The sequence below is a fragment of the Nostoc sp. genome (genome assembly GCF_041747015.1).
GTDB lineage: Bacteria > Cyanobacteriota > Cyanobacteriia > Cyanobacteriales > Nostocaceae > Nostoc.
Genome location: NZ_JBGTFY010000160.1, coordinates 15,982 through 37,031, shown reverse-complemented (window position 1 = coordinate 37,031; position 21,050 = coordinate 15,982). Strand labels below are relative to the sequence as shown.

The 21,050-nt window shown below is 42.7% G+C and carries 17 protein-coding genes; 7 read left to right on the top strand and 10 right to left on the bottom strand.

Annotated features, from left to right (window positions below; translation table 11 throughout):
* Window positions 1–164: 164 nt before the first annotated feature.
* A complete protein-coding gene (locus tag ACEW80_RS12435) occupies window positions 165–2,897 on the top strand; it encodes a CBS domain-containing protein (RefSeq protein ID WP_373526864.1) in 2,733 nt (910 codons plus the stop codon).
* A 55-nt stretch (window positions 2,898–2,952) separates the two neighbouring features.
* On the opposite strand, the gene ACEW80_RS12430 is transcribed toward ACEW80_RS12435, so the two are convergent.
* From ACEW80_RS12430 to ACEW80_RS12420, 3 genes are all read right to left on the bottom strand, one after another.
* A complete protein-coding gene (locus ACEW80_RS12430; RefSeq protein WP_373526863.1) occupies window positions 2,953–3,177 on the bottom strand; it encodes a type II toxin-antitoxin system HicA family toxin in 225 nt (74 codons plus the stop codon).
* Window positions 3,170–3,394 (bottom strand): type II toxin-antitoxin system HicB family antitoxin, encoded by a 225-nt coding sequence (locus ACEW80_RS12425; RefSeq protein ID WP_373526862.1) that lies wholly within the window; start codon window positions 3,392–3,394, stop codon window positions 3,170–3,172. Before ACEW80_RS12425 ends, ACEW80_RS12430 begins: the two co-directional genes overlap by 8 nt.
* A 124-nt stretch (window positions 3,395–3,518) precedes the next feature.
* Window positions 3,519–3,710 (bottom strand): hypothetical protein, encoded by a 192-nt coding sequence (locus ACEW80_RS12420; RefSeq protein WP_373526861.1) that lies wholly within the window; start codon window positions 3,708–3,710, stop codon window positions 3,519–3,521.
* 486 nt (window positions 3,711–4,196) lie between these two features.
* Between ACEW80_RS12420 and ACEW80_RS12415 the strand changes: the two genes are divergently transcribed.
* From ACEW80_RS12415 to ACEW80_RS12400, 4 genes are all read left to right on the top strand, one after another.
* The gene (locus ACEW80_RS12415) at window positions 4,197–4,523 is read left to right on the top strand and encodes a DUF6825 family protein (protein WP_373526860.1); all 327 of its coding nucleotides are present in this window, start codon (window positions 4,197–4,199) and stop codon (window positions 4,521–4,523) included.
* Window positions 4,524–4,659: 136 nt separating this feature from the next.
* Entirely contained in the window at window positions 4,660–6,345 is a 1,686-nt protein-coding gene (locus tag ACEW80_RS12410) for an ABC1 kinase family protein (protein ID WP_373526895.1), read from the top strand.
* A 17-nt stretch (window positions 6,346–6,362) separates the two neighbouring features.
* On the top strand, window positions 6,363–7,100 hold the full coding sequence (locus tag ACEW80_RS12405; RefSeq protein WP_373526859.1) for a Stp1/IreP family PP2C-type Ser/Thr phosphatase: 738 nt from the start codon (window positions 6,363–6,365) through the stop codon (window positions 7,098–7,100).
* Window positions 7,101–7,719: 619 nt separating this feature from the next.
* Window positions 7,720–7,917 carry an NblA/ycf18 family protein gene (locus tag ACEW80_RS12400; RefSeq protein ID WP_196516752.1) on the top strand — a complete coding sequence of 66 codons (198 nt, stop codon included), beginning with the start codon at window positions 7,720–7,722 and terminating at the stop codon, window positions 7,915–7,917.
* 477 nt (window positions 7,918–8,394) lie between these two features.
* Here ACEW80_RS12400 and ACEW80_RS12395 read toward each other — a convergent pair whose 3' ends face one another.
* The 4 genes from ACEW80_RS12395 to ACEW80_RS12380 all read right to left on the bottom strand — a co-directional run bounded on the left by ACEW80_RS12395 (window position 8,395) and on the right by ACEW80_RS12380 (window position 13,660).
* Window positions 8,395–9,948: a serine/threonine-protein kinase gene (locus ACEW80_RS12395; protein ID WP_373526858.1), complete on the bottom strand. Its 1,554-nt coding sequence runs from the start codon at window positions 9,946–9,948 to the stop codon at window positions 8,395–8,397.
* A 669-nt stretch (window positions 9,949–10,617) separates the two neighbouring features.
* The gene (locus ACEW80_RS12390; protein WP_373526857.1) at window positions 10,618–11,631 is read right to left on the bottom strand and encodes a glycosyltransferase family 2 protein; all 1,014 of its coding nucleotides are present in this window, start codon (window positions 11,629–11,631) and stop codon (window positions 10,618–10,620) included.
* Window positions 11,632–11,913: 282 nt separating this feature from the next.
* Window positions 11,914–12,360 carry a hypothetical protein gene (locus ACEW80_RS12385; protein ID WP_373526856.1) on the bottom strand — a complete coding sequence of 149 codons (447 nt, stop codon included), beginning with the start codon at window positions 12,358–12,360 and terminating at the stop codon, window positions 11,914–11,916.
* Between the two features lie 82 nt (window positions 12,361–12,442).
* Window positions 12,443–13,660 carry an anhydro-N-acetylmuramic acid kinase gene (locus ACEW80_RS12380; RefSeq protein WP_373526855.1) on the bottom strand — a complete coding sequence of 406 codons (1,218 nt, stop codon included), beginning with the start codon at window positions 13,658–13,660 and terminating at the stop codon, window positions 12,443–12,445.
* Between the two features lie 200 nt (window positions 13,661–13,860).
* Between ACEW80_RS12380 and ACEW80_RS12375 the strand changes: the two genes are divergently transcribed.
* Together ACEW80_RS12375 and ACEW80_RS12370 are read left to right on the top strand one after the other, a co-directional pair.
* A complete protein-coding gene (locus ACEW80_RS12375; protein ID WP_373526854.1) occupies window positions 13,861–15,258 on the top strand; it encodes a folate/biopterin family MFS transporter in 1,398 nt (465 codons plus the stop codon).
* Between the two features lie 79 nt (window positions 15,259–15,337).
* The gene (locus ACEW80_RS12370) at window positions 15,338–16,837 is read left to right on the top strand and encodes a carotenoid oxygenase family protein (protein WP_373526853.1); all 1,500 of its coding nucleotides are present in this window, start codon (window positions 15,338–15,340) and stop codon (window positions 16,835–16,837) included.
* Here ACEW80_RS12370 and ACEW80_RS12365 read toward each other — a convergent pair.
* The 3 genes from ACEW80_RS12365 to kdpB form a co-directional block, all read right to left on the bottom strand.
* Window positions 16,809–17,996, bottom strand: a complete 1,188-nt coding sequence (locus ACEW80_RS12365) for a universal stress protein (protein ID WP_373526852.1) — start codon at window positions 17,994–17,996, stop codon at window positions 16,809–16,811. The two genes, ACEW80_RS12370 and ACEW80_RS12365, sit on opposite strands and share 29 nt — an antisense overlap.
* A gap of 168 nt (window positions 17,997–18,164) precedes the next feature.
* The gene (kdpC, locus tag ACEW80_RS12360; RefSeq protein ID WP_373526894.1) at window positions 18,165–18,764 is read right to left on the bottom strand and encodes a K(+)-transporting ATPase subunit C; all 600 of its coding nucleotides are present in this window, start codon (window positions 18,762–18,764) and stop codon (window positions 18,165–18,167) included.
* 81 nt (window positions 18,765–18,845) lie between these two features.
* A complete protein-coding gene (gene kdpB, locus ACEW80_RS12355) occupies window positions 18,846–20,966 on the bottom strand; it encodes a potassium-transporting ATPase subunit KdpB (RefSeq protein ID WP_373526893.1) in 2,121 nt (706 codons plus the stop codon).
* Window positions 20,967–21,050: the final 84 nt, after the last annotated feature.

The window sequence follows — 21,050 nt, the reverse complement described above, 5'->3', positions numbered from 1 at the left end:
TGCATAGGACATTTCCTGAGCTTTAGTTTTATGTCCCCGTGATACCCCACCGGAGACAGTTTTTCCTTATTTTTAAGCTACCAGAAATTGCTACATTTTAGTCAAAAGTCCAGGGTGTAGATTTTAACTCTTGACTCTTGACTCTTGACTCTTGACTTTTGACTATGGATTTAATTCTTTGCCACACAACAGCAGATTTTGACGCATTAGGAGCAGCAGTAGGGTTAACGCGCTTACTACCGGGAAGCAAGATTGTCCTAACTGGCGGCTCTCATCCTCCTGTACGGGATTTTTTAGCGTTGCATCGGGATGAATATTCGCTGATTGAACGGCGTTCGGTGAATTCTGAAAAGATTCGTTCTTTAACTGTGGTGGATACGCAACAGCGCGATCGCTTGGGTAAAGCTGCTGAGTGGTTAGATTTGCCCAATCTAAGAGAGATTATAGTTTATGACCATCACTTAGGACAAGAATCAGATATTTCCGCCACGCGATCGCATATTTCTTCAGTAGGAGCCACTACAACTTTAATCGTCGAGCAATTGCAACAACAGGAAATTTCCCTCACTCCTGCCGAAGCAACTGTGATGGCTTTGGGTATCCACGTTGACACTGGTTCTTTGACCTTTGAACAGTCTACACCACGGGATGCCTTGGCTTTGGCTTGGTTGATGCAACAAGGTGCCAGTTTATCAGTAATTTCTACCTACCGTGACCCTGGCTTGTCTTTGCAATTACAGCAGTTATTAACTGAGGCGCTGGAAAATTTAGAATATCTCCGTCTACATGGATATACGGTTGCTTGGGTAACACTAAAAACCGAGTGTTTTGTACCAGGGTTATCAAGTTTAGCCTCTCAACTCGTCGAATTAACTGAAATTGATGCCATACTGTTGGCTAATGAGTATCATTTGGGTAAAGGGGATTCAGGCTTAAGTATAATTGGGCGATCGCAAATTCCCAAGACAAATCTTAACTTATTATTTCAACTACTAGGTGGTGGCGGTCATTCACAAGCCGCATCGCTGAATCTACATAAAGTAGATTCACAGGCAATATTAAAACAACTCCTTGATGGGGTCAAAGCGCAAATTCCCCATCCCCCCACTGCTAGGGATTTGATGTCCTCTCCTGTCCGCACTATTCTGCCTGAAACCACAATTGCCGAAGCACAGCGCATTTTATTGCGGTATGGACACTCTGGTTTATCTGTAGTCGATGCCCAAGGGCAGATGGTAGGTATTATTTCGCGGCGGGATATTGATATCGCCTTGCGCCACGGATTTGGTCATGCGCCAGTCAAAGGCTATATGACTACGAATCTTAAAACGATTACACCAGATACGACACTGCCACAAATTGAGGCGCTGATGGTCACATATGATATCGGGCGCTTACCCGTATTGGAGAATGGACAGTTAGTTGGTATTGTCAGTCGTACTGATGTATTGAGAGAATTACATCAAAACAGTGCTGTTAGCGGTAGCGGGGCGTTTAGCCCGTTCCAAGTGCTGAGTCCTGAGTCTCAATCATCATTCAGAAATCAGCACTTAGGACTCAGCTTTGAGTTGCAAAATAAACTTGCTCCCCAACTGTGGCAATTACTCACCAAAGCATCAGCAGAGGCAGAAAAACGGGGTTGGCATCTTTATCTAGTCGGGGGTGCGGTGCGGGACTTGCTATTAGCCCAAGCAGCAGATACCTTAATGATTAAAGATATTGACCTTGTAGTTGATGGCTTTCACAAATCAGCAGATGTTGGTGCTGGTGTGGAACTAGCAAAGGCACTCCAGCAACTTTACCCTGCGGCTCGCTTAGAAATCCACGGAGCTTTTCAAACTGCTGCTTTGTTGTGGCACAAAGACCCAGAATTAGATTGTCTATGGGTGGATATTGCCACCGCTAGAACGGAATTTTATCCTTACCCAGCAGCGAATCCAGAAGTTGAGGCGAGTTCCATTCGTCAAGATTTGTATCGCCGAGATTTTACCATCAACGCCCTCGCCTTGCGGCTTACTTCCCACGGTGCTGGCGAGTTACTCGATTTCTTTGGCGGTTTACTCGATTTACAAGCCAAGCAAATTCGAGTTTTACACGCCAATAGCTTTATTGAAGACCCCACGCGGATTTATCGTGGCGTGCGCTTTGCTGTGCGCTTCGGATTTCAGATTGAACCGCAAACTGAAGAGTTTATCCGCTATGCCATCAACAGTGGTGTTTACGATCGCACTGCTCAAGAGAATAGCAGAACTCCAGCCTTGCAAACTCGACTTAAAACAGAATTAAAGCACATCCTAGAAGCGCCCTACTGGAAATCGGCTTTGCAGTTACTCGATAACTTAGGGGCATTGCAGTGCATCCATCCTACCCTGAAGCTAGATGTAGAACTTCTGCGGCAATTACGTTTGCTGGAACGCTGTTTGCGGCGATTTGATGCCGAACAAACCCTGATTCACTGGCAAACGCGCTTAGAAGCGTTAATCGCCCATCTAGCACCACAATATCGGGCGAAAGTAGCACAAAATCTCCAATTACAGGAAGATAGCATCGCTAGGTTGAAGAACTTAGCCCAAAGTTTTACTCAGGTGATGGAATCCTTACCTACTTTCCAACATCCTAGTCAAGTGGTGCAGTTGTTGCGACAATATGATTTACCAATGCTGATTTTAATCGCCGTGCAAAGTCCGCGAGAGATTAGACATCAAATTTGGAAATATTTAACTGTTTGGGCTAATGTGCAGCCGCTTTTGAATGGCAATGATTTAAAGAAACTTGGTTACAAACCAGGGCCACAGTATCGGCAAATATTAGATGATCTACTTGCTGCTACCTTGGATGGAGTGATTAAAGATAGACTTGATGCTGAGGAGTTTTTAGCACAACACTATCTTAAATGAATTAGTGAAGCGATCGTTGATGTATTTGTGGAGTGTTCAACAACATATTATAAATTCACGTTTCATCATCGGGCAGATCATTTTCATCAGGTTTGATAACTTGTATAACCTGTCGAACTATCTTTGGGTGTAGTACTTTTCCAGAATGAAAAGGAATGACAACCCTGATATTTTCTAGGCGATAGACTCTGTGACTGCCTTTACTTCTAATTTGGATAAAGCCAGCATCCAATAATAGTTTTTCCGCTTCCTTGGCATTTAGGCGCGGTAGTTTAGGCAACTTTAACCTCCAAAATCATAGTCAGGATTTCCTTCTTTAAAAGTTCCTGTTTCTCTGACTCTGATAGAGTTTCTAGGTAGACTTCAACAGCTTCTTTGATATTTGAGCTTACTTCTTCCAAGGAATCACCTTGACTTTGACAGCCGGGAAGTTCTGGAGAATAAGCGTAATAGCCATCTTCATCTTTTTCGATAATAATGTTTACTTTGTAAAACATAAAATAATCAACTATCTGATGATAATTCAATCTTAACATTATTCTTAAAATAGAAATAGTACTATATTTCTTGACGCTTTATAAAACAGGCGATCGCGTAGCCCGTCGTAGACATCGCCTATTTTTATGGTAAAGGTAAATAAACTATTCGGTCTTGATATTGATCTTCTTCTGAAGCCAAAGCAGTTATTATTAATTCTTCTATATTTTCACCAATACTCAAATTTGGATTGAGGATAAAAATTCCTGGGATATGACGTTTAACAGCGATATGATCAGCTAAATGTACTGGCATGGAAGTTCGGTTATTTGTCACTAATATAAAATTATTATCCTCACACCAACATAGAATTTCTGGATCGAGTGTACTTTTTGATGGCGTTTCTGACTCTCCTACTACCTTGATAATAATATCAGGTTCTCTTAGCCTAATTTAATTTGGATAGATAGGATTGACATTTTCATCAATCAGATATTTCAGCGTCATGCTTGCTTTTTGGCTTGTCTTTCAGTTCGGAGTTGGTGCAGTTTATCCGACACTGGTGGGGGATTAAGTCGCTATTGTTAGCGTCTCTGAAATCGATCTGCTGAAGAACAATAATTATCGAGAATTATTGGAATGTCACGATATGTGTTAGCCCAGATCGGTGTAGCTCTCGTTTGTGTAACCGTAAACTCCACGAATTCTATTCGCCAAGACTAAAGTCGCACATCGCCAACCCAAATCTCTAGCTCTACAATAGAAGCCGCAAAGCATACAGGCAAGTTATAATTCTTTTGCGGAGCAACGTAACAAATATTTATGAGTAACCCCCTTGTGCAAGCCTTTTTCGTCGGCAGAGCAGTAGCTGAAGTAGTTAATGAGCGTTTAGAGGTCGCCTTGACCGATGCTTTGAGTGAACTGGGCAAATTTGATGCGGAAGCTAGAGAGCAGTTGCACCAGTTTACAGAAGAAGTCCTAGAGCGCGCAAATCGGGCAGCAGAAGCAGCTAATGCTAATCAAACTACCACAGGCGTTAGGCAACCCAGTTCAGAGACAGGCGACTTGCAAGCAGACATTGATGAATTGCGAGCCGAAATTGCTCTGTTGCGAACAGAATTGCAACATTATCGCAGAGCATCTGCATAAATTTAGTCATTAGTCATTAGTCAAAAATTATACGCAAATGACAAATGACAAAGGACACTTAAGAAAAAACAGTTTAGGAATCAGAGTGTCTTTTCTTTCAGGAGATTCGGTTGCAAACCAACGGTACACAAAGCATATGGAACAAGGTTATTCAGAAAAGGCATACCGTTGGAATCGGGAAAACTACTCTAGCAGACGGCGTTTTGTGGATATCTGGTCTTTTGTCTTGACCTTATTATTCAAACTTTGGCTATACAACAAATCTTGGAGTTATCCGGGTGGTGTGACTGAGGCAAAGCAAGCTACAAAACGCAAAACCCAAGCGGTTTGGATTCGCAATACCCTACTAGATTTAGGGCCAACCTTCATCAAAGTTGGGCAATTGTTTTCTACCCGTGCTGATATATTCCCTGGTGAATACGTAGAAGAACTAGCGAAGTTACAAGACAAAGTACCGGCATTTAGCTATGAGCAAGTAGAAGCGACCATTGAGAAAGAACTAGGCAAGAAAATTCCTGAACTATTTCATAACTTTGAACCTATTCCCTTAGCTGCTGCTAGCTTGGGGCAAGTACACAAAGCTGTGCTGTATACTGGGGAATCGGTTGTAGTCAAGGTACAACGTCCTGGACTCAAGAAGTTATTTGAAATAGATTTACAAATTCTCAAGGGAATTACTCGCTACTTTCAAAACCATCCTAAATGGGGAAAAGGGCGAGATTGGTCAGGTATTTACGAAGAGTGTTGTCGCATTCTTTGGGAAGAGATTGATTATATAAACGAAGGTCGCAACGCCGATACTTTTCGCCGGAACTTTCGCGGCTACGATTGGGTAAACGTCCCAAGAATATACTGGCGTTACGCCACTTCCAGAGTACTAACTTTGGAATATCTCCCTGGAATTAAAATTAGCCAATACGAGGCTATAGAAGCAGCTGGTTTAGATCGAAAAGCGATCGCTCGTCAAAGCGCTCAAGCCTACTTACATCAGTTGCTCAATAGTGGCTTTTTCCACGCCGACCCTCATCCAGGCAATATTGCCATTAGTGCAAATGGGTCTTTAATATTCTACGATTTCGGCATGATGGGGCGGATTAAAGCCAACGTCCGCGAAGGATTAATGCAAACACTGTTTGGGATTGCCCAAAAAGACGGCGAGCGCGTTGTTCAGTCACTCATTGATTTAGGCGCGATCGCCCCAACGGATGACATGGGACCAGTGCGGCGTTCCATCCAGTATATGCTCGACCATTTCATGGATAAGCCTTTTGAAAAGCAATCCGTGGCGGCAATCAGTGACGATCTTTACGAATTAGCTTATAATCAGCCATTTAGATTTCCAGCAACCTTTACTTTTGTGATGCGAGCCTTTTCTACTCTAGAGGGGGTAGGCAGAGGCTTAGATCCAGAGTTTAACTTTATGGAAGTTGCCAAACCCTATGCAATGCAACTTATGACCGATATGAATGGTTCTGAGGGGAATAGCTTTCTTAACGAATTGAGTCGTCAAGCAGCTCAAGTAAGTAGTACTGCCTTTGGTCTACCACGTAGGTTAGAAGATACGCTAGAGAAGCTAGAACGGGGAGATATGCGTCTGCGCGTTCGGTCTATCGAAACCGAACGTCTGCTCCGACGACAAAGCAGTATTCAGCTTTCAATAAGTTATGCTCTGTTAATTAGCGGCTTCACACTTTCAGCTACTATCTTAGTGGTTAGCAATCATGCATGGTGGGCGTTAGTCCCTGCTTTAATTGCAGCAGGGATTTCAGTGATCCTGATTCGACTACTTTTACGCCTCGACCGTTATGATCGGATGTATTAATTGTTGCAAAAAAAATTATGAAACTTAATTTCACGGGTTTTAGCGATCCGGGACTTATTCGTTCTAATAATCAGGATACTTACTATATCGATCCAGAAGGGCGATTTTTCGTGGTTGCCGATGGCATGGGTGGTCATGCGGGAGGTGAGGAAGCAAGTCGCATTGCTACTAAAGAAATTCAAGCTTATTTGGTGGCAAATTGGCAATCTTCAAAGTCTTCTCAAGAATTGCTAGAGCAAGCTTTGTGGGATGCCAATAAGGCGATTTTGCAGGATCAGCAAAATCATCCCGAACGCGCTGACATGGGTACAACTGTTGTAGCGGTAATTTTCCGCTCCCCAGAATCACCTTGGTGCGCTCATGTTGGCGATTCGCGGCTATATCGCTTCCGAGAGTCGCAATTAGAACAGGTAACGGAAGACCATACTTGGGTAGCACGGGCAATCAAAATAGGTGACATCACCCTAGATGAAGCCCGATTACATCCTTTTCGTCATGTATTATCGCGCTGTTTAGGGCGTGAAGACTTGCATCAGATTGACGTGCAACCACTAGATGTAAGAACTGGCGATCGCTTACTGCTATGTAGTGATGGTCTTACAGAAGAACTTGTCTCACAGAAGATTGCTAGCTGCCTCCAAGACACTCCTTATGTCGATAAAGCTGCCATCTCTCTAGTTGAGGCTGCCAAAGAGCAAGGAGGTCACGATAACATCACAGTTGTTATTGTTTCACTCGAAGAAAATAGTCATTAGTCATCGGTCATTGAACAAATGACTAATCCAGTAGATATACTCAGCAATTTGTTCAGCCTGAGCATTTTTTCTTTTTACAATTTGATACAAATAATTTTAACCTCTGAAGTAACTTAACGAGGCTAAATTTGCATAACAGATTGACATCTTGCACATAATGAGATGAAACGCCTATAATTCACGTTTATTGCCATTCATTCCCCAACCTCCTTAAAATCTCTAACCTCCAAATCTTCCTCCCTAGTGGGGAAGACGGCATCTGAGTTTTCCTTAAAATAGTCAAACTATCAAGGGTTAAGGATAGCACCTGCTCTTCTCCCGAAAAGAGAGTTATGCAGAGCAGCAAGGAGTAAACAAGGTAGCTGTATCTAGCTGAGGCCAAATCAAGCCTCTTTTCCGAAATATGGCTCGGACAACTTGGGTGATATATCAGTGGGATTAGGTGCAGGTTATCATAGCAAAAAATATCCACATTTAGGATGTAGGCAAGTCTGTCAAACAATTGTTATCTTCCTTAATACGGAAGAGAAAATTCAGGACAGATACAAGTCCAAGTATTATCCCATTTGGACTTCTGTGAGCATATCACTTTTACGCATTGTTTTTTCGGAGTTAACTTATGAATCAACCAATGAAACTATCCTTGGAACAGCAATTCAGCATTTGTTCATTTTCGACTCAAGTACAGCACATGAGCCACGACCAAGCCAAAGACTTCTTGGTTAAACTCTATGAGCAAATGGTAGTCCGCGAGGCAACTTATCAAGAGCTTCTTAAGCACCAGTGGGGCTTAGATTCCGGTTCCACTATGGCATAGAGTCGTTCTAATGTCGCAGTGGGCGACCTCCTTCTCTTGCTTGGTTCCAAGGAGGAAAAGAGCTGGGGATGTCGGGGCGTCAACTTCGATAAGCAATTCCACAAGGTTGGCAAAAAAGTTCAATTCACGAAATAAATTAATGATGAGTAAACTTTCCGATGGCACATATGATGGAGTTTAGACTTACTTTAGCTTTACAGAACAAATTTACTGTGTGCTTTAGCCAAACTTCTTCTTGTTTCGTCTAGATTTGTGAGAATCACACCTGCGTAAATTTATAATTCCCCAAAATATGTACCCGCTAAAGATTTACACAGAATTTAGATAGCCTAACTTTTACATTTACTGCTTTGACTCTTTATACATATAACTAGAAATTACAACTTGATATATATTTTGTTTATAAAAATTTACATTTATTGAGTTAATACTCTTAAATATATTACAAAAAATGTATGTAGCATTAAGAAATCATCCCTAGCTGGAAAGGTCATATGGAGAATCTGTATCAATCCCTTCCAGTTTTGCCAGAATTTGAGGCTTAATCTTCTCGTACTCGCTTTTGAGTAAGCTTTTACTAACTTGGGGATCAGCAGAAGACATTGAGGTGTTGCTCATGTTAACCCACTCTTGCAGTCGTTGGTGTTGGGCAAAAGCAACGCTGGAATGTAGAATATGGGTACAGTGACTTGGTGTTTCTCGTGAAAAGAACAACAGAGGGTAGTAATCCGTGTGCTGTAATAAGCGAGCCATTTCTTGACCAAGACTGGTTTTGAGATCAAGGTAGTAAGGTAACCATTTAGCTCCATATTTGCGGTTGTAGATGACAGTAATCCACAGCAGCATAGGATGAGGAACAGAGATGAAAAGAAATTGATTATACCGGGTGCAAACTAAGCGCTTTTGAATTTCTTGTTGTGGTAGCATTACCCACAGAGCTGGTAAAACTTCCCCATTTGTATGGATAGACTGGGGAAATACAATATCGGCAATTGGTTTATTTTGGGGCCAACAAACAGCGCGAGCGATTTCATCGTTTGACCAAGATCCTCGCACATCAGCTTTCGTCTTTTGTTTAAGCTCAGTGCTAACTGTAGTCGCAGGAACTAGTGCATGGCTGTTTTGCTTAACGTTACGTATATGCTCAGGCTGTTCTAAAGATACTAAAATGCTAAGGATTTCACTGATACTTTGGGGGCGATCGCGTGGTACTTTAGCTAGACAACTCATCACCAAATTTTCAATTTCTTTTGGTAGTTCTAATCCAGGCGCAACCTCAGCAAAAGAACGTGGTTTTTGATAGTGATGTGTTTTATACCATGCTCCAAAAGAGTGAGTTGATGCTACCAGTGGCATTTTCCCTGTAAGCATCTCAAACATCATAATGCCCAAGCTATAAATATCAGCACGGTTGTCTAATTCTTTACCCTCCATCTGTTCAGGAGAAGAATAAGCCAATGTCCCCAAATAAAATTTTGTATGGTCGCCATCTGACTGTAATAACTTAGCAATACCAAAATCTAGAACCTTGACCAATTCTCCAAAACTGGAATCTTGAATCACCAGTATATTGCTTGGCTTGACATCTCGATGGATAATTGGGCAAATTGTACCCTCAACTAGGATGCCATCATGAGCGCACTGTAACCCCAGGCTAAGTTGACGCGCCATACTGAGGAATCTTGGTAAAGGCAATCGTTGCTTGCGAATAATAGTGTTCAGGCTTTGTCCTTGAAGGTATTCCATGACGTAGAACGGGGTGTTGTTCTCATCTACGCCATAGTCCATCACTCGGACAATGTGGATACTTTTTTGGCCTAGTAAAGCACAGGTTTTCGCTTCTCGCTCAAAGCGGTCTTGTAATCGCATCTTTTCATTTTGGATTGATAGAGCGAGAAACTTAACGGCAACAGGTACACCTCCCAACAAAATATCCTTAGCACGATAAACGCGACCCATTGCTCCAGTACCGATTAACTCCTGAAGTTGGTAGCGTTTGCTGAGTAAGCGACCAATGTTAGGGTCTGACATAGAAAATTCGATTCCAAAAGCAGGTTATAAGTGTTTGGGAGGAAAAAGGCATTTAATTATGATGTAGTTTTAGTTTGCCCAATTTTGACTAAATAAATAACTCTAGGATATGCCCAAAACCGATATTAGGGAAAACCGCACTCACCACAGAGTTCACAGAACTCTGTGGTGAGTACGGAGTTTTGAATATAAATAAAGTTGTGATTGTCTAATGAACATTCAAGTTACATAAAATCAGGGCTATTTCATTCTCATCTAGCCCGCCTCAGAATCAATTCTGAGTCTAAGAGGATGAATCAACAAGTCCTCTTCTTGGTAGCAAATACTTTGAGATCCCCCTCAATCCACGCCACGTGCTTCTCCTTGCCGGAGACGCTGCGCGTAGCTTGCTTCCCCGAAGGGGTACAAGTCGGGAAACCGCAAGGGCGCAGTGGCTCCCCTTAAAGAAGGGGGACTTTGAGAGAGGTTGCCCCCCTTTTTTAAGGGGAGCCAGCGCGGTCTTCTCCCTTCTCTACGAGACGCTACCTACGGGTAGCTTGCTTCTTTGCAGGAGTACGCGGACACGGCTTAACTGCGCTATCGCCGGAAGCCAGCACTCAGACTTCTCTCTTTGTCATTCGTCATTTGTCATTAGTGGTTTTTCACAGATCATTTAGAACTGCTATAGTACTAATTGGAAGTTTTTCGTTTTTTCTGTAAGTTATAAGAAATGTGAAAAGCTGATTTATTACCCATCACATAGTATTGAATTCGACGTTCAATAATCTTGTTAATCTGGAAAACAAAATAATAAAAAAAGTAGAGATTTCTTACCATTTCTGTCAAGGCTGTTAAGCATTTTCCTTGCTTTAGAGGCTCTACAACTTTGTAGTAAGCTAGATTTTTTTGGTAAACTGCAAGATTATTAGATAGGGCACGCACTAAAGCTGGATTTTTTTTCACAGCCTCTTCTTGCATAAAAGAATTAGTAGCTTTGCAATATTGATTGATGCGTGGCAATGAGCTTTGATTTACAAGAGAGCCGGGGCGGGAGCGGTAGAAATAATAGGGTTTTGGCTCAATGAAAAAGCGAGCTCCTTTGATTAAGCATTTCATATCAAGCCAAAAATCTTGCCCCATCCTGATGGCTTCATCGTACTCAATGCCGTGCTTAACCAGAAATTCTCGTTTGAATAGAGGTTTGCTTAAACCAAGATGTAACCCTGGTTGTCCAAAAACATCAGTTTCAACGAAATAAACAATATCAATTTGGCGAATTTTATCTATACGTTCTCCACTTTCTTTAATTAATGTACTCCAAGGAGATGTTTCACCATCGTTGATTAAATAAAGATCGTCAGCAATCATGTCTGCATCTCTTTCATTCGCCAATGATACAAGCTTTTCCAATCTTTCTGGAGCATACCAATCATCTGAATCAAGTACAGCAATCCATTCTCCTTGGGCTACTCTGAGGGCACGATTACGCGCAGCAGCCGCTCCAAGATTTTGTTGATTAACTATCACTTTTAGACGCTGGTCAGTAAAACTTTTAGCGACTTCTACAGTTTTGTCACTTGAACCATCATCGACGATGATAACTTCAATATCATTGAGGGTTTGCTCTAAGGCGGACTCTATTGCTCTTCCAATATAAGCCTCAGTATTATAAGCAGGAATAATGATAGATACTTTAAGGCTCACAAAACTGATCTCCTGACTACACCGTTAGTTAAAAATACTGGCGATAAATTGATAATTTCTTTTTTACTATACAACTAAGTAGGTTAATGAGAATAACTATGATTTGTTAAGGTTGGGTGAACTAGTACACTGCGATGAGTCTGTCACTGTAGAGAGAAGTCGAAGGGTTGGTTTGTGCCGAGCAGCTAGCATCGGGTTAAGAAATTTATAGCAACTGACTTAGAAAACAAGTAATTTACATTCTTTAGTATAGTTTTGTTTGTACCTACTTATTGACTGCCTTTAGGTTAACTGACGCTCTAGGCTAGCTTCCATTGTGTTAGTTAAAAAATGACCAGCCAAGATGCCACTACTGAGGTAATATGTATCTTCTGAAATCCGGTGCAGGGTTTCAAAGCCGCTACGACGCTGACGATCGCCTATTACCCAGTAACGCTGCACAATAGTATCTAGACCAATCCAGCCTTCGCCTTCAACCTGCCCCAAAAGATTATGTTGGAGTAAAAAGGTATACTGACGTTCTCCTTCATGCAGCCGCCCCTTGTATTGTAAAGAGATTTCCGAGCGATCGCTACCTGGGAATATCAGCTTTGTAGCCATAGTAAACCAGTTATCTCGATTCCAAGCTACCAAGGTCATACCCTTGACACTGATTGGCATACCATTACGTTCTAGCCAATTTCCTTGTATTGTCCAGCGTCCTGGTTCCAATAAAAAAGTATGAGCCACCTTTTATATTCCCTGTCTTGATCGAGTGCCAACAAGACTACAGTTATAGCAGTGCTGAGTTCCGTTAGCGAATAGCTAGGGTTTAGCCCCTGCTGATTACTGAGTACTCGCTTTGGTGAATTTCTCCCAAAAGTACTTCTTGAGATGCCCCAGTGGCAGTAGGTAAGTTGCCTGGAATACCCAAATGTCGCCAATAAGCTAAAACGGCAAAGGCGATCGCTTCTTTAAAATCTGCACTCAAACCGACTTCATCTGTAGTCAAGACTGGTATTGATGTCAACAAAAACTGTAATCTTTGTTTCAAATAGAGATTGCGACTACCACCGCCACATAATAATATACGCTGTGGCATTGACGGCAAAAAAGTACGGTAACTATGAACAATTGAAGCCGCTGTAAGTTCCGTGAGAGTTGCCAGTATGTCGGCAGGGTTGAGTTGGTATGCTTGGGCATCTTTTAAACACTGATGCATATAAGTCACACCAAATAACTCTCGACCAGTGGATTTTGGTGGCGGCAAATGAAAGTAGTCTTGGTTGAGCCATTGTTCTACCAATGCATAGCAAGGAGTACCACTCGCTGCCCAATTGCCATTTTCATCGTAAGTTTTAGCACCAGCGCTTAAATGCTCCACCGCCAGATCCAACAGACTATTTCCTGGGCCAGTATCCCAAGCCCGAATTTTTGAAAGCCAGTCGCCATGCCGAGGCGGAATATAAGCAACATTACCAATACCACCAATATTTTGAACACAACGTCCTTCCTGGGGATGGCTAAGTAAATAAGCATCCACTCTAGGGACGAGAGGCGCACCATGACCACCAATAGCGATATCAGCAACGCGGAAGTTGCTCACGGTTGTAATGCCCGTAAGATAGGCAATTAATTCACCTCGCCCTAGTTGGAGACTGTAGCCGAGTGGGAAATAGGGAGTGGTTTTCTTCCCCATTCCCTTATCCCCAGGTGGTCGATGATAAACCGTCTGACCGTGGGAGCCAATGAGAGTAGCTGTCTGGTGATCAATTTGAATATTTTGGGCGGCTTGAGCAAACACAAGGGCGATCGCATCATCTATTTCTGCCAATTCTGCCATTGAGATCGCAACACCTGCACCAACTGCTAATATTCTTTCTCGGAGTTCAGCTGGATAAGGATATGTTTCCCCGGCTAGCAACTCAATTTTGAGATCCAATTCTGTACCGGAAATCTCTACTAACGCAGCGTCTATGCCATCTACGGATGTGCCACTAATTAAACCGATAACGCGAGTCGGGACAGCAGCTTTTTCAGTCGGATGCATTGATAAAGATTCTTTTGTTAATTGCAAGAGGTAGTTTAATTCATGTTACTACCCATGTCAAAAAAACTCAGGTGGCATAATTGACTGGAGAAAGACGAGTAGGCAGAGCAAGGAAGAATGTCAAAATCAATAACAGAAAACCCACATCCTCAGAATCGATATGATAGAAAAGTAAATAAAATTTAAAAAATATTTATCGAATGGTGGTTCAATCATCTGGCTTGTCCAAGGTCAAAGACTCATTAACACAAAAAATCTTTTTAGGTAATGAACCTAATGCAGAGTTAATTGCAATTCTCACCGTTTACTTTGTCCAAGGAATTTTAGGGCTATCGCGTCTAGCCGTTAGCTTTTTCCTCAAAGATGAACTGCTGCTGAGTCCAGTCCAGGTATCGGCGCTATTGGGAATTGTCTTCCTACCTTGGATGATCAAGCCAGTGTTTGGTTTTATTTCTGATGGTTTGCCTATATTTGGCTATCGTCGGCGTCCTTACTTGATTTTATCGGGGATACTGGGAACTGCTTCCTGGATTAGCCTGGCCACAATAGTTCATACTAGCTGGGCAGCTACCTTAGCGATCGCTCTTGGTTCTCTCTCCGTCGCCATGAGTGATGTAATAGTTGACTCGCTGGTTGTTGAACGAGTTAGAGGCGAATCGCAAGCAAAAGCAGGTTCACTACAATCTCTATGCTGGGGTGCTGCTGCGATCGGAGGTTTAATAACAGCATACTTTAGCGGTCTGCTGCTCCAATACTTTACTACCCGTACTGTCTTTGGAATTACCGCCTTATTTCCTCTCATCGTCTCAGGGGTAGCTTGGTTAATTGCGGAGTCTCCTGTTAGCAAAGATTCTCAAGATAGTAATATCAAACATCAACTGGGGCAGCTACGCCAAGCCATTAGCCAAAAAACAATTTGGCTACCAACTGCGTTTATCTTCATCTGGCAAGCTACCCCAAACGCAGAGTCAGCTTTTTTCTTCTTCTCTACTAACGAACTACACTTTGAACCAGAATTCTTGGGGCGGGTGTATTTAGTGACAAGTTTCGCTTCTTTAGCAGGTGTTTGGATTTTTCAACGTTTCCTCAAAAGCATCCCTTTTCGGGTGATTTTTGTCTGGAGTACTGTCCTCTCCTCAATTTTGGGGATGACGACGCTGTTGTTAGTGACACATACAAACAGGCTGTTAGGTATAGATGACCACTGGTTTAGTTTGGGTGATAGTCTTATTCTCTCTGTGATGGGGAAAATTGCCTTTATGCAAGTGATGGTGCTAGCAGCAAGGCTTTGTCCTTCTGGTGTAGAAGCCACATTATTTGCCTTGTTAATGTCTATATTTAATTCAGCAGGAACGGTTTCCAATGCATTGGGGGCATTAATCACCTATTGGCTGGGGATCACCGCAACAAACTTTGAGTCACTTTGGCTATTGGTGGTAATTACTAACATCAGTACGTTGTTACCCCTACCATTTATCAATTGGCTACCTGCTGCTGATGAACAAACTGAGATATTAAAGAATGAAGAACAACCGTTTTTGCCTGATTTGATGTCTGAGTTGGTATTGAGAGAATCAGAGTCGGAAATAATCGAATAGTGTAATAAATCTCACGCAAAATCGAGCTAGTCCGTTGTGGTATGAGAATAGTGCAAGGTAACAGTAAAAAACAAAGTATATGCAGAGTTTTAAAAGTCAAGAAAGCCCAGTTACAGAAAAATCCTACACTCGTGCAGACTGGCAAGGAGGATATCAATCTCTCACCCAAGAGTTTGATTATTGGATTGATGATATAGAAGGACAAATTCCCGAAGAATTACAAGGTACGCTGTTTAGAAATGGCCCCGGTTTGCTTGATGTGAATGGGCAATCTCTTCATCACCCATTTGATGGGGATGGGATGATTAGCAAGTTTACCTTTGTCAAGGGTCGTGCTCATTTTCGCAACCGCTTTATTCGCACAACTGGCTATTTGGCAGAGCAAAAAGCCGGAAAAATTCTCTATCGCGGTACTTTTGGTACTCAAAAACCCGGCGGTTGGCTAGCTAATATCTTTGACTTTACACTCAAAAATATCGCCAATACAAATGTTATTTATTGGGGTGGTAAACTACTAGCACTGTGGGAAGGGTCTGAAGCGCATCGCCTCGATCCCTACACTCTTGAAACCTTGGGAAATGAATATTTTAATGGTGTTTTGTCAGCAGGTGAAGCTTTCGCTGCACATCCCCGCTTGGAAAATAATTGTTACGAAGATGGGGGTGCACCTTGCCTGGTAAATTTCTCCATTAAGCCAGGATTATCTACTAAAATTACTGTTTTCGAGCTAAACCTAGCGGGTGAAATTGTTAGACAGCGGGTTCATAATGTTCCAGGTTTCTGTTTCATTCACGATTTTGTCATTACTCCCAATTACTGCATCTTCTTTCAAAATCCTGTCACTTTTAATCCCATACCTTTCGCCTTGGGAATACGTGCGGCGGGAGAGTGTATCAAATTTCAGCCAAATCAGCCAACTAAAATTCTAATTATTCCCCGCTTTCCCAAAGAAGGGCAAGAAAAAATAAAAATTCTGGAAACTCAGTCGGGTTTCGTCTTCCACCACATCAATGCTTTTGAGGTAGGAGAGGAAGTTTTGATTGACTCCATTTGCTACCAAAATTTACCAGAAGTGGAACCCAAAAGTGATTTTCGACAAGTTGATTTTGAGGCGCTTTCACCTGGGCAACTCTGGCGATTTTATCTGAATCTAAAGGATGGAACAGTACGGCGGGAATTGATTGATGGCCGCTGTTGTGAATTTCCCAGTATACATCCAGCGAATGTAGGACGATCTTATCGATATCTATATATAGGTGCGGCTCATGCAGAGAGTGGTAACGCTCCCTTACAAGCATTGCTGAAAATTGATTTAGAGTCAGGAGAAAGACAACTTTGGAGCGCTGCACCCCGTGGTTTTGTCGGTGAACCGATTTTTGTCCCGCGTCCAGGTTCCGAAAAGGAAGATGATGGTTGGGTATTAGCTTTGGTTTATGATGCTGCCCATCACCGCTCAGATTTGGTAATTTTGGATGCTAGTGATTTCTCGAAAGGAGCGATGGCGCGGCTACATCTCAAGCATCATATCCCCTATGGTCTACATGGAAGCTTTACTTCTGAGATTTTTGGAGAAACTTGATCCCCTCTTTGGGTGAAACCATTTTTTCGCTGGAAATGATATGCAAATCAATATTTTTGAGCAAGCGTACCAATTTTTGCGTCAAAGAACCTTTGAGGAGCATTTGCCAGCGCGATCGCTGACTCTCTCCAATTACAATTTGAGTGATCCGATATTTCTCGGCTACTTCAGCGATCGCATCAGCTACGTTAGTATTGGTAATATGAATAAAAGTACCTTCAAATTCTTTACAGAGTTTCTCACAGGTGTAGATGTGTAAGCTTTCCTCCTTGGTGAGGAAGCGTTCTGGATTGGCAACAAACAAACTATAAAGTGGGGCGTTCATATAGCCAGCCAGCCTCGCACCCCGGCGTAACAGCTGCACTGAGTTGGGATAAGTGGATATGCACACTAAAACGCGCTCGTGAATATTACAGGATTGTCCATTGGGAGTGGTGGCAATCGCATTTCCTTCCACGTTGTCTGCGACTTCCCGCAAAGCCAACTCTCGTAAAGCAATCAGGTTACGACGTTGGAAAAAGTTCTCAAGGGATTGTTGGATTTTTTGGGGTGCGTAAATCTTCCCTTCTAATAACCGTTCTTGCAGAGTTTCCGGTGTGACATCTATTAACACAACTTCATCTGCTTCATCCAGAATCCTGTCAGGAACTCGCTCACGGACTACTACACCTGTGATTCGGGCTACTAGGTCATTGAGACTTTCCAAATGTTGCACATTCATTGTGGAGTAGACATCAATACCTGCTGCCAAAACTACTTCTACATCTTCGTAGCGTTTTTCGCGTGGTGAACCAGGGACGTTGGTATGGGCAAGTTCATCGATTAACACTAATTGAGGCGATCGCTTTAAAATAGTATCTGTATCCATTTCCGTAAGCGTCAACTCATCCTGAAAATATTGCTTCCGGGGTAAAATCTCTAATCCCTGTGACTTCTCAGTTGTCTCCTTGCGTCCGTGGGTTTCCAAAAGCCCAACGACGACATCAAATCCTTCATGTTTGAGTGAATGTCCCTCTTCCAGCATCCGGTAGGTTTTGCCTACTCCAGGAGCCATGCCAATAAAGATTTTATGCTTGCCCCGCCGTCCTGCCGGATAAAGTGAGTAACTTAGAGAATTTAAAGGTGCAGTACCAGCCGAATTATTACTATTATTTAACATTTTATTCTTGGCTTTTATAGCAATCCCATTTCATGGGAAAGGAAAATGGCGCTGTTACCAATGCCCAATACTTCTCTAGGAGAGGCTGCGCCAACGGCTTCTCTACGAGACGCTACGCGTTAGCGGAGCTTTCGCTCTAGCGATACGCTCAGTACAAGTGCCCAATGATTAATTTTGCTGACGATTAATATCTTGCAAGTCAAGAGCATAATTCAATCGGAGAACATTGACTCCTGGCTCGCCAAAAATCCCTAAAAATCTGCCATCAGTATACTTATTAATTAAACGTAGGATCTCAACTTCTTGAACTCCACGCGCACTAGCAACCCGCGACAATTGCTGAATTGCTGCTTTTAAGGAAATATGGGGATCTAAACCAGAACCAGAGGTATAGATTATATCAGCAAATGGTTGACGATTTTCGTCTTGTAATTGATTTGCCTGTTCTAGAATCCGCTTCAGTAGCTCTGGATTGCTGGCAGCGAGATTGCTGGCTCCAGATATGCCAGTTGGCTTGGCTTTTTTTCCTTGGCTATACCTCACAGTACTAGGACGAGACTGGAAATATCGCTCAGATGTGAATACCTGACCAATCAAAGCCGAACCAATTGGTTGATCATTTAGATTTTGCATGATACTGCCGTTAGCTTGATAGGGTAAAAAGACTTGACCCACTACAAGAATTATCAAAGGATAGATGATTGCAGTCAATAACCAAAGCATCAGAGTTATAAAAATTGCTCTGATGCTTTCTCGAATAATAGCTATAAAAAGTTTTCCAATTGCTCTCATAATTTATTTTTAGTTGATTATCTTAGTTTTATAAAATGTGTTTGTTTTGGATCATCTCTAATTTTGCATTGCTTCAGCCAAGCCGACAACTGTAATCAGCATATCTATTAACTTAATGGCGATAAACGGCGCGATCGCCCCACCTAAGCCATAAATTAAGATATTGCGTTGCACTAGCTGATTAGCTGTCAAGGGTCTAAACCGTACACCTTTCAATGCCAAGGGAATCAAAGCTGGAATAATCAAAGCATTGTAAATCAGCGCTGATAGTACAGCAGATTTAGCGCTAGTCAAATTCATAACATTCAGGCTTTGCAGGTTAGCAGCGACAAATATGACTGGGATAATCGCCAAGTATTTAGCAATATCATTAGCGATGGAAAATGTCGTCAATGCCCCGCGAGTAATTAACAATTGTTTGCCAATGCTAATGATATCGAGCAGTTTTGTGGGATCGGAGTCCAAATCGATGATGTTGGCGGCTTCTTTTGCAGCTTGCGTCCCTGTATTCATAGCGACGCCGACATTAGCTTGGGCTAATGCTGGAGCATCGTTAGTCCCATCTCCGGTCATGGCAACCAGTTTACCTGCTGCTTGTTCCTTTTTAATGATGCTGATTTTGTCTTCTGGTGTGGCTTCGGCAATGAAGTCATCCACACCAGTTTCTTTGGCAATGACAGAAGCTGTAATTCGGTTGTCTCCAGTTAACATGATGGTACGCACTCCCATCCGTCGCAGTGCAAGAAAGCGATCGCGGATACCAGGTTTCACAATATCTTTAAGATAAACAATCCCATAGATTTCGTTATCTAGGCTGACTGCTAGGGGTGTACCTCCCAGACGAGAAACTTGTTCGTAGACAGCATCTAATTCTGGTGTATCGCGTCCGTTGCGGGAACGGACAAATCCTTTAATGGCTCCGACTGCTCCCTTCCTGGCTTCATGTCCACCAGGCAAGTTTGTGCCACTCATACGTGTTTTGGCAGAAAAATCGACTCCTTCTGCCTGATTGGAGTCAAAATCAAACCGTGCACCTAAATTTTCTGCCAGTCGAACAATGGATTTACCTTCTGGTGTATTGTCAAAGACACTAGCCGCCCACGCAACATTAGCAATTTCTGACATTGAATAACCGTTGATGGGAATAAACTCTTCGGCCTGGCGGTTGCCGAGGGTAATTGTACCTGTCTTGTCGAGAACTAAAGTGTTGACATCACCACAGGCTTCGACTGCTCGTGCGGAAGTGGCAATGACGTTAAATTGGGCAACTCGATCCATACCAGCAATGCCAATGGTAGTTAGTAACCCGCCAATAATCGTAGGGAGCAATGCCATTAACAGGGCAATCAAAATTGGCACGCTGACTGGACTGTTGACATAATAGGCAAGTGCAGGCAGAGTTACCACGACTAACAAAAACACTAAGCTTAGAAATGCCAGCAATACCGTTATGGCAATTTCATTGGGTGTTTTGCTGCGTTCTGCCCCTTCTAAGGAGGCAATCATCCGGTCAATAAAGCCTTTGCCTGGGTCAGATGTAATGCGGATAATTAGTTCATCTGAGATAATCCGCGTCCCACCAGTAACGGAACTAACAACATCGGAGCCTGATTCTTTTAATACTGGTGAAGATTCCCCAGTAATTGCCGATTCATCTACCGAGGCGACACCCATAATTACTTCGCCATCGGCGGGGATAATATCGCCAGCAACGACGTAGATGGTATCGCCCTGTTTGAGGCTGGTGGATGAAACTTCACTAATTATGCTATCGGGAGCAAGTTTTTTAGCGATCGCTTCTAATTTCGTTGAGCGCAAAACATCGGCTTGGGCTTTACCCCGCGCTTCTGCCACTGCTTCGGCAAAATTGGCAAACCAAACTGTCAAGAATAAAATCCCTGACAACAAGCCGTTGAAAAGTTGCGGGTTCTTTTGGAGAGATGGGCCAAATAAGTTGGGATCAATTGTTAGCAATATGGTGATCATTGTCCCCACCCAAACCACAAACATCACTGGGTTTTTGATTGCATATTTAGGGTTGAGCTTGGCAAAAGCATCTCTAATTGCCCTTAAGTACAGCCATTTATTACTTGCCCTCGCCTTTTTACGTGCTTGGCGGCGATCGCCAGAACGAGAATTTGGCCGTCTAGCTTTGGAGTTAGTTGCCACTTGATTTATGTAGTGTGTGAAGAGAGTTAGGAGTGAGGAGTCAAGAAGGGAATAGGTTACAGGTGACAGATTTTTTATCCCCTGTACCCTGAG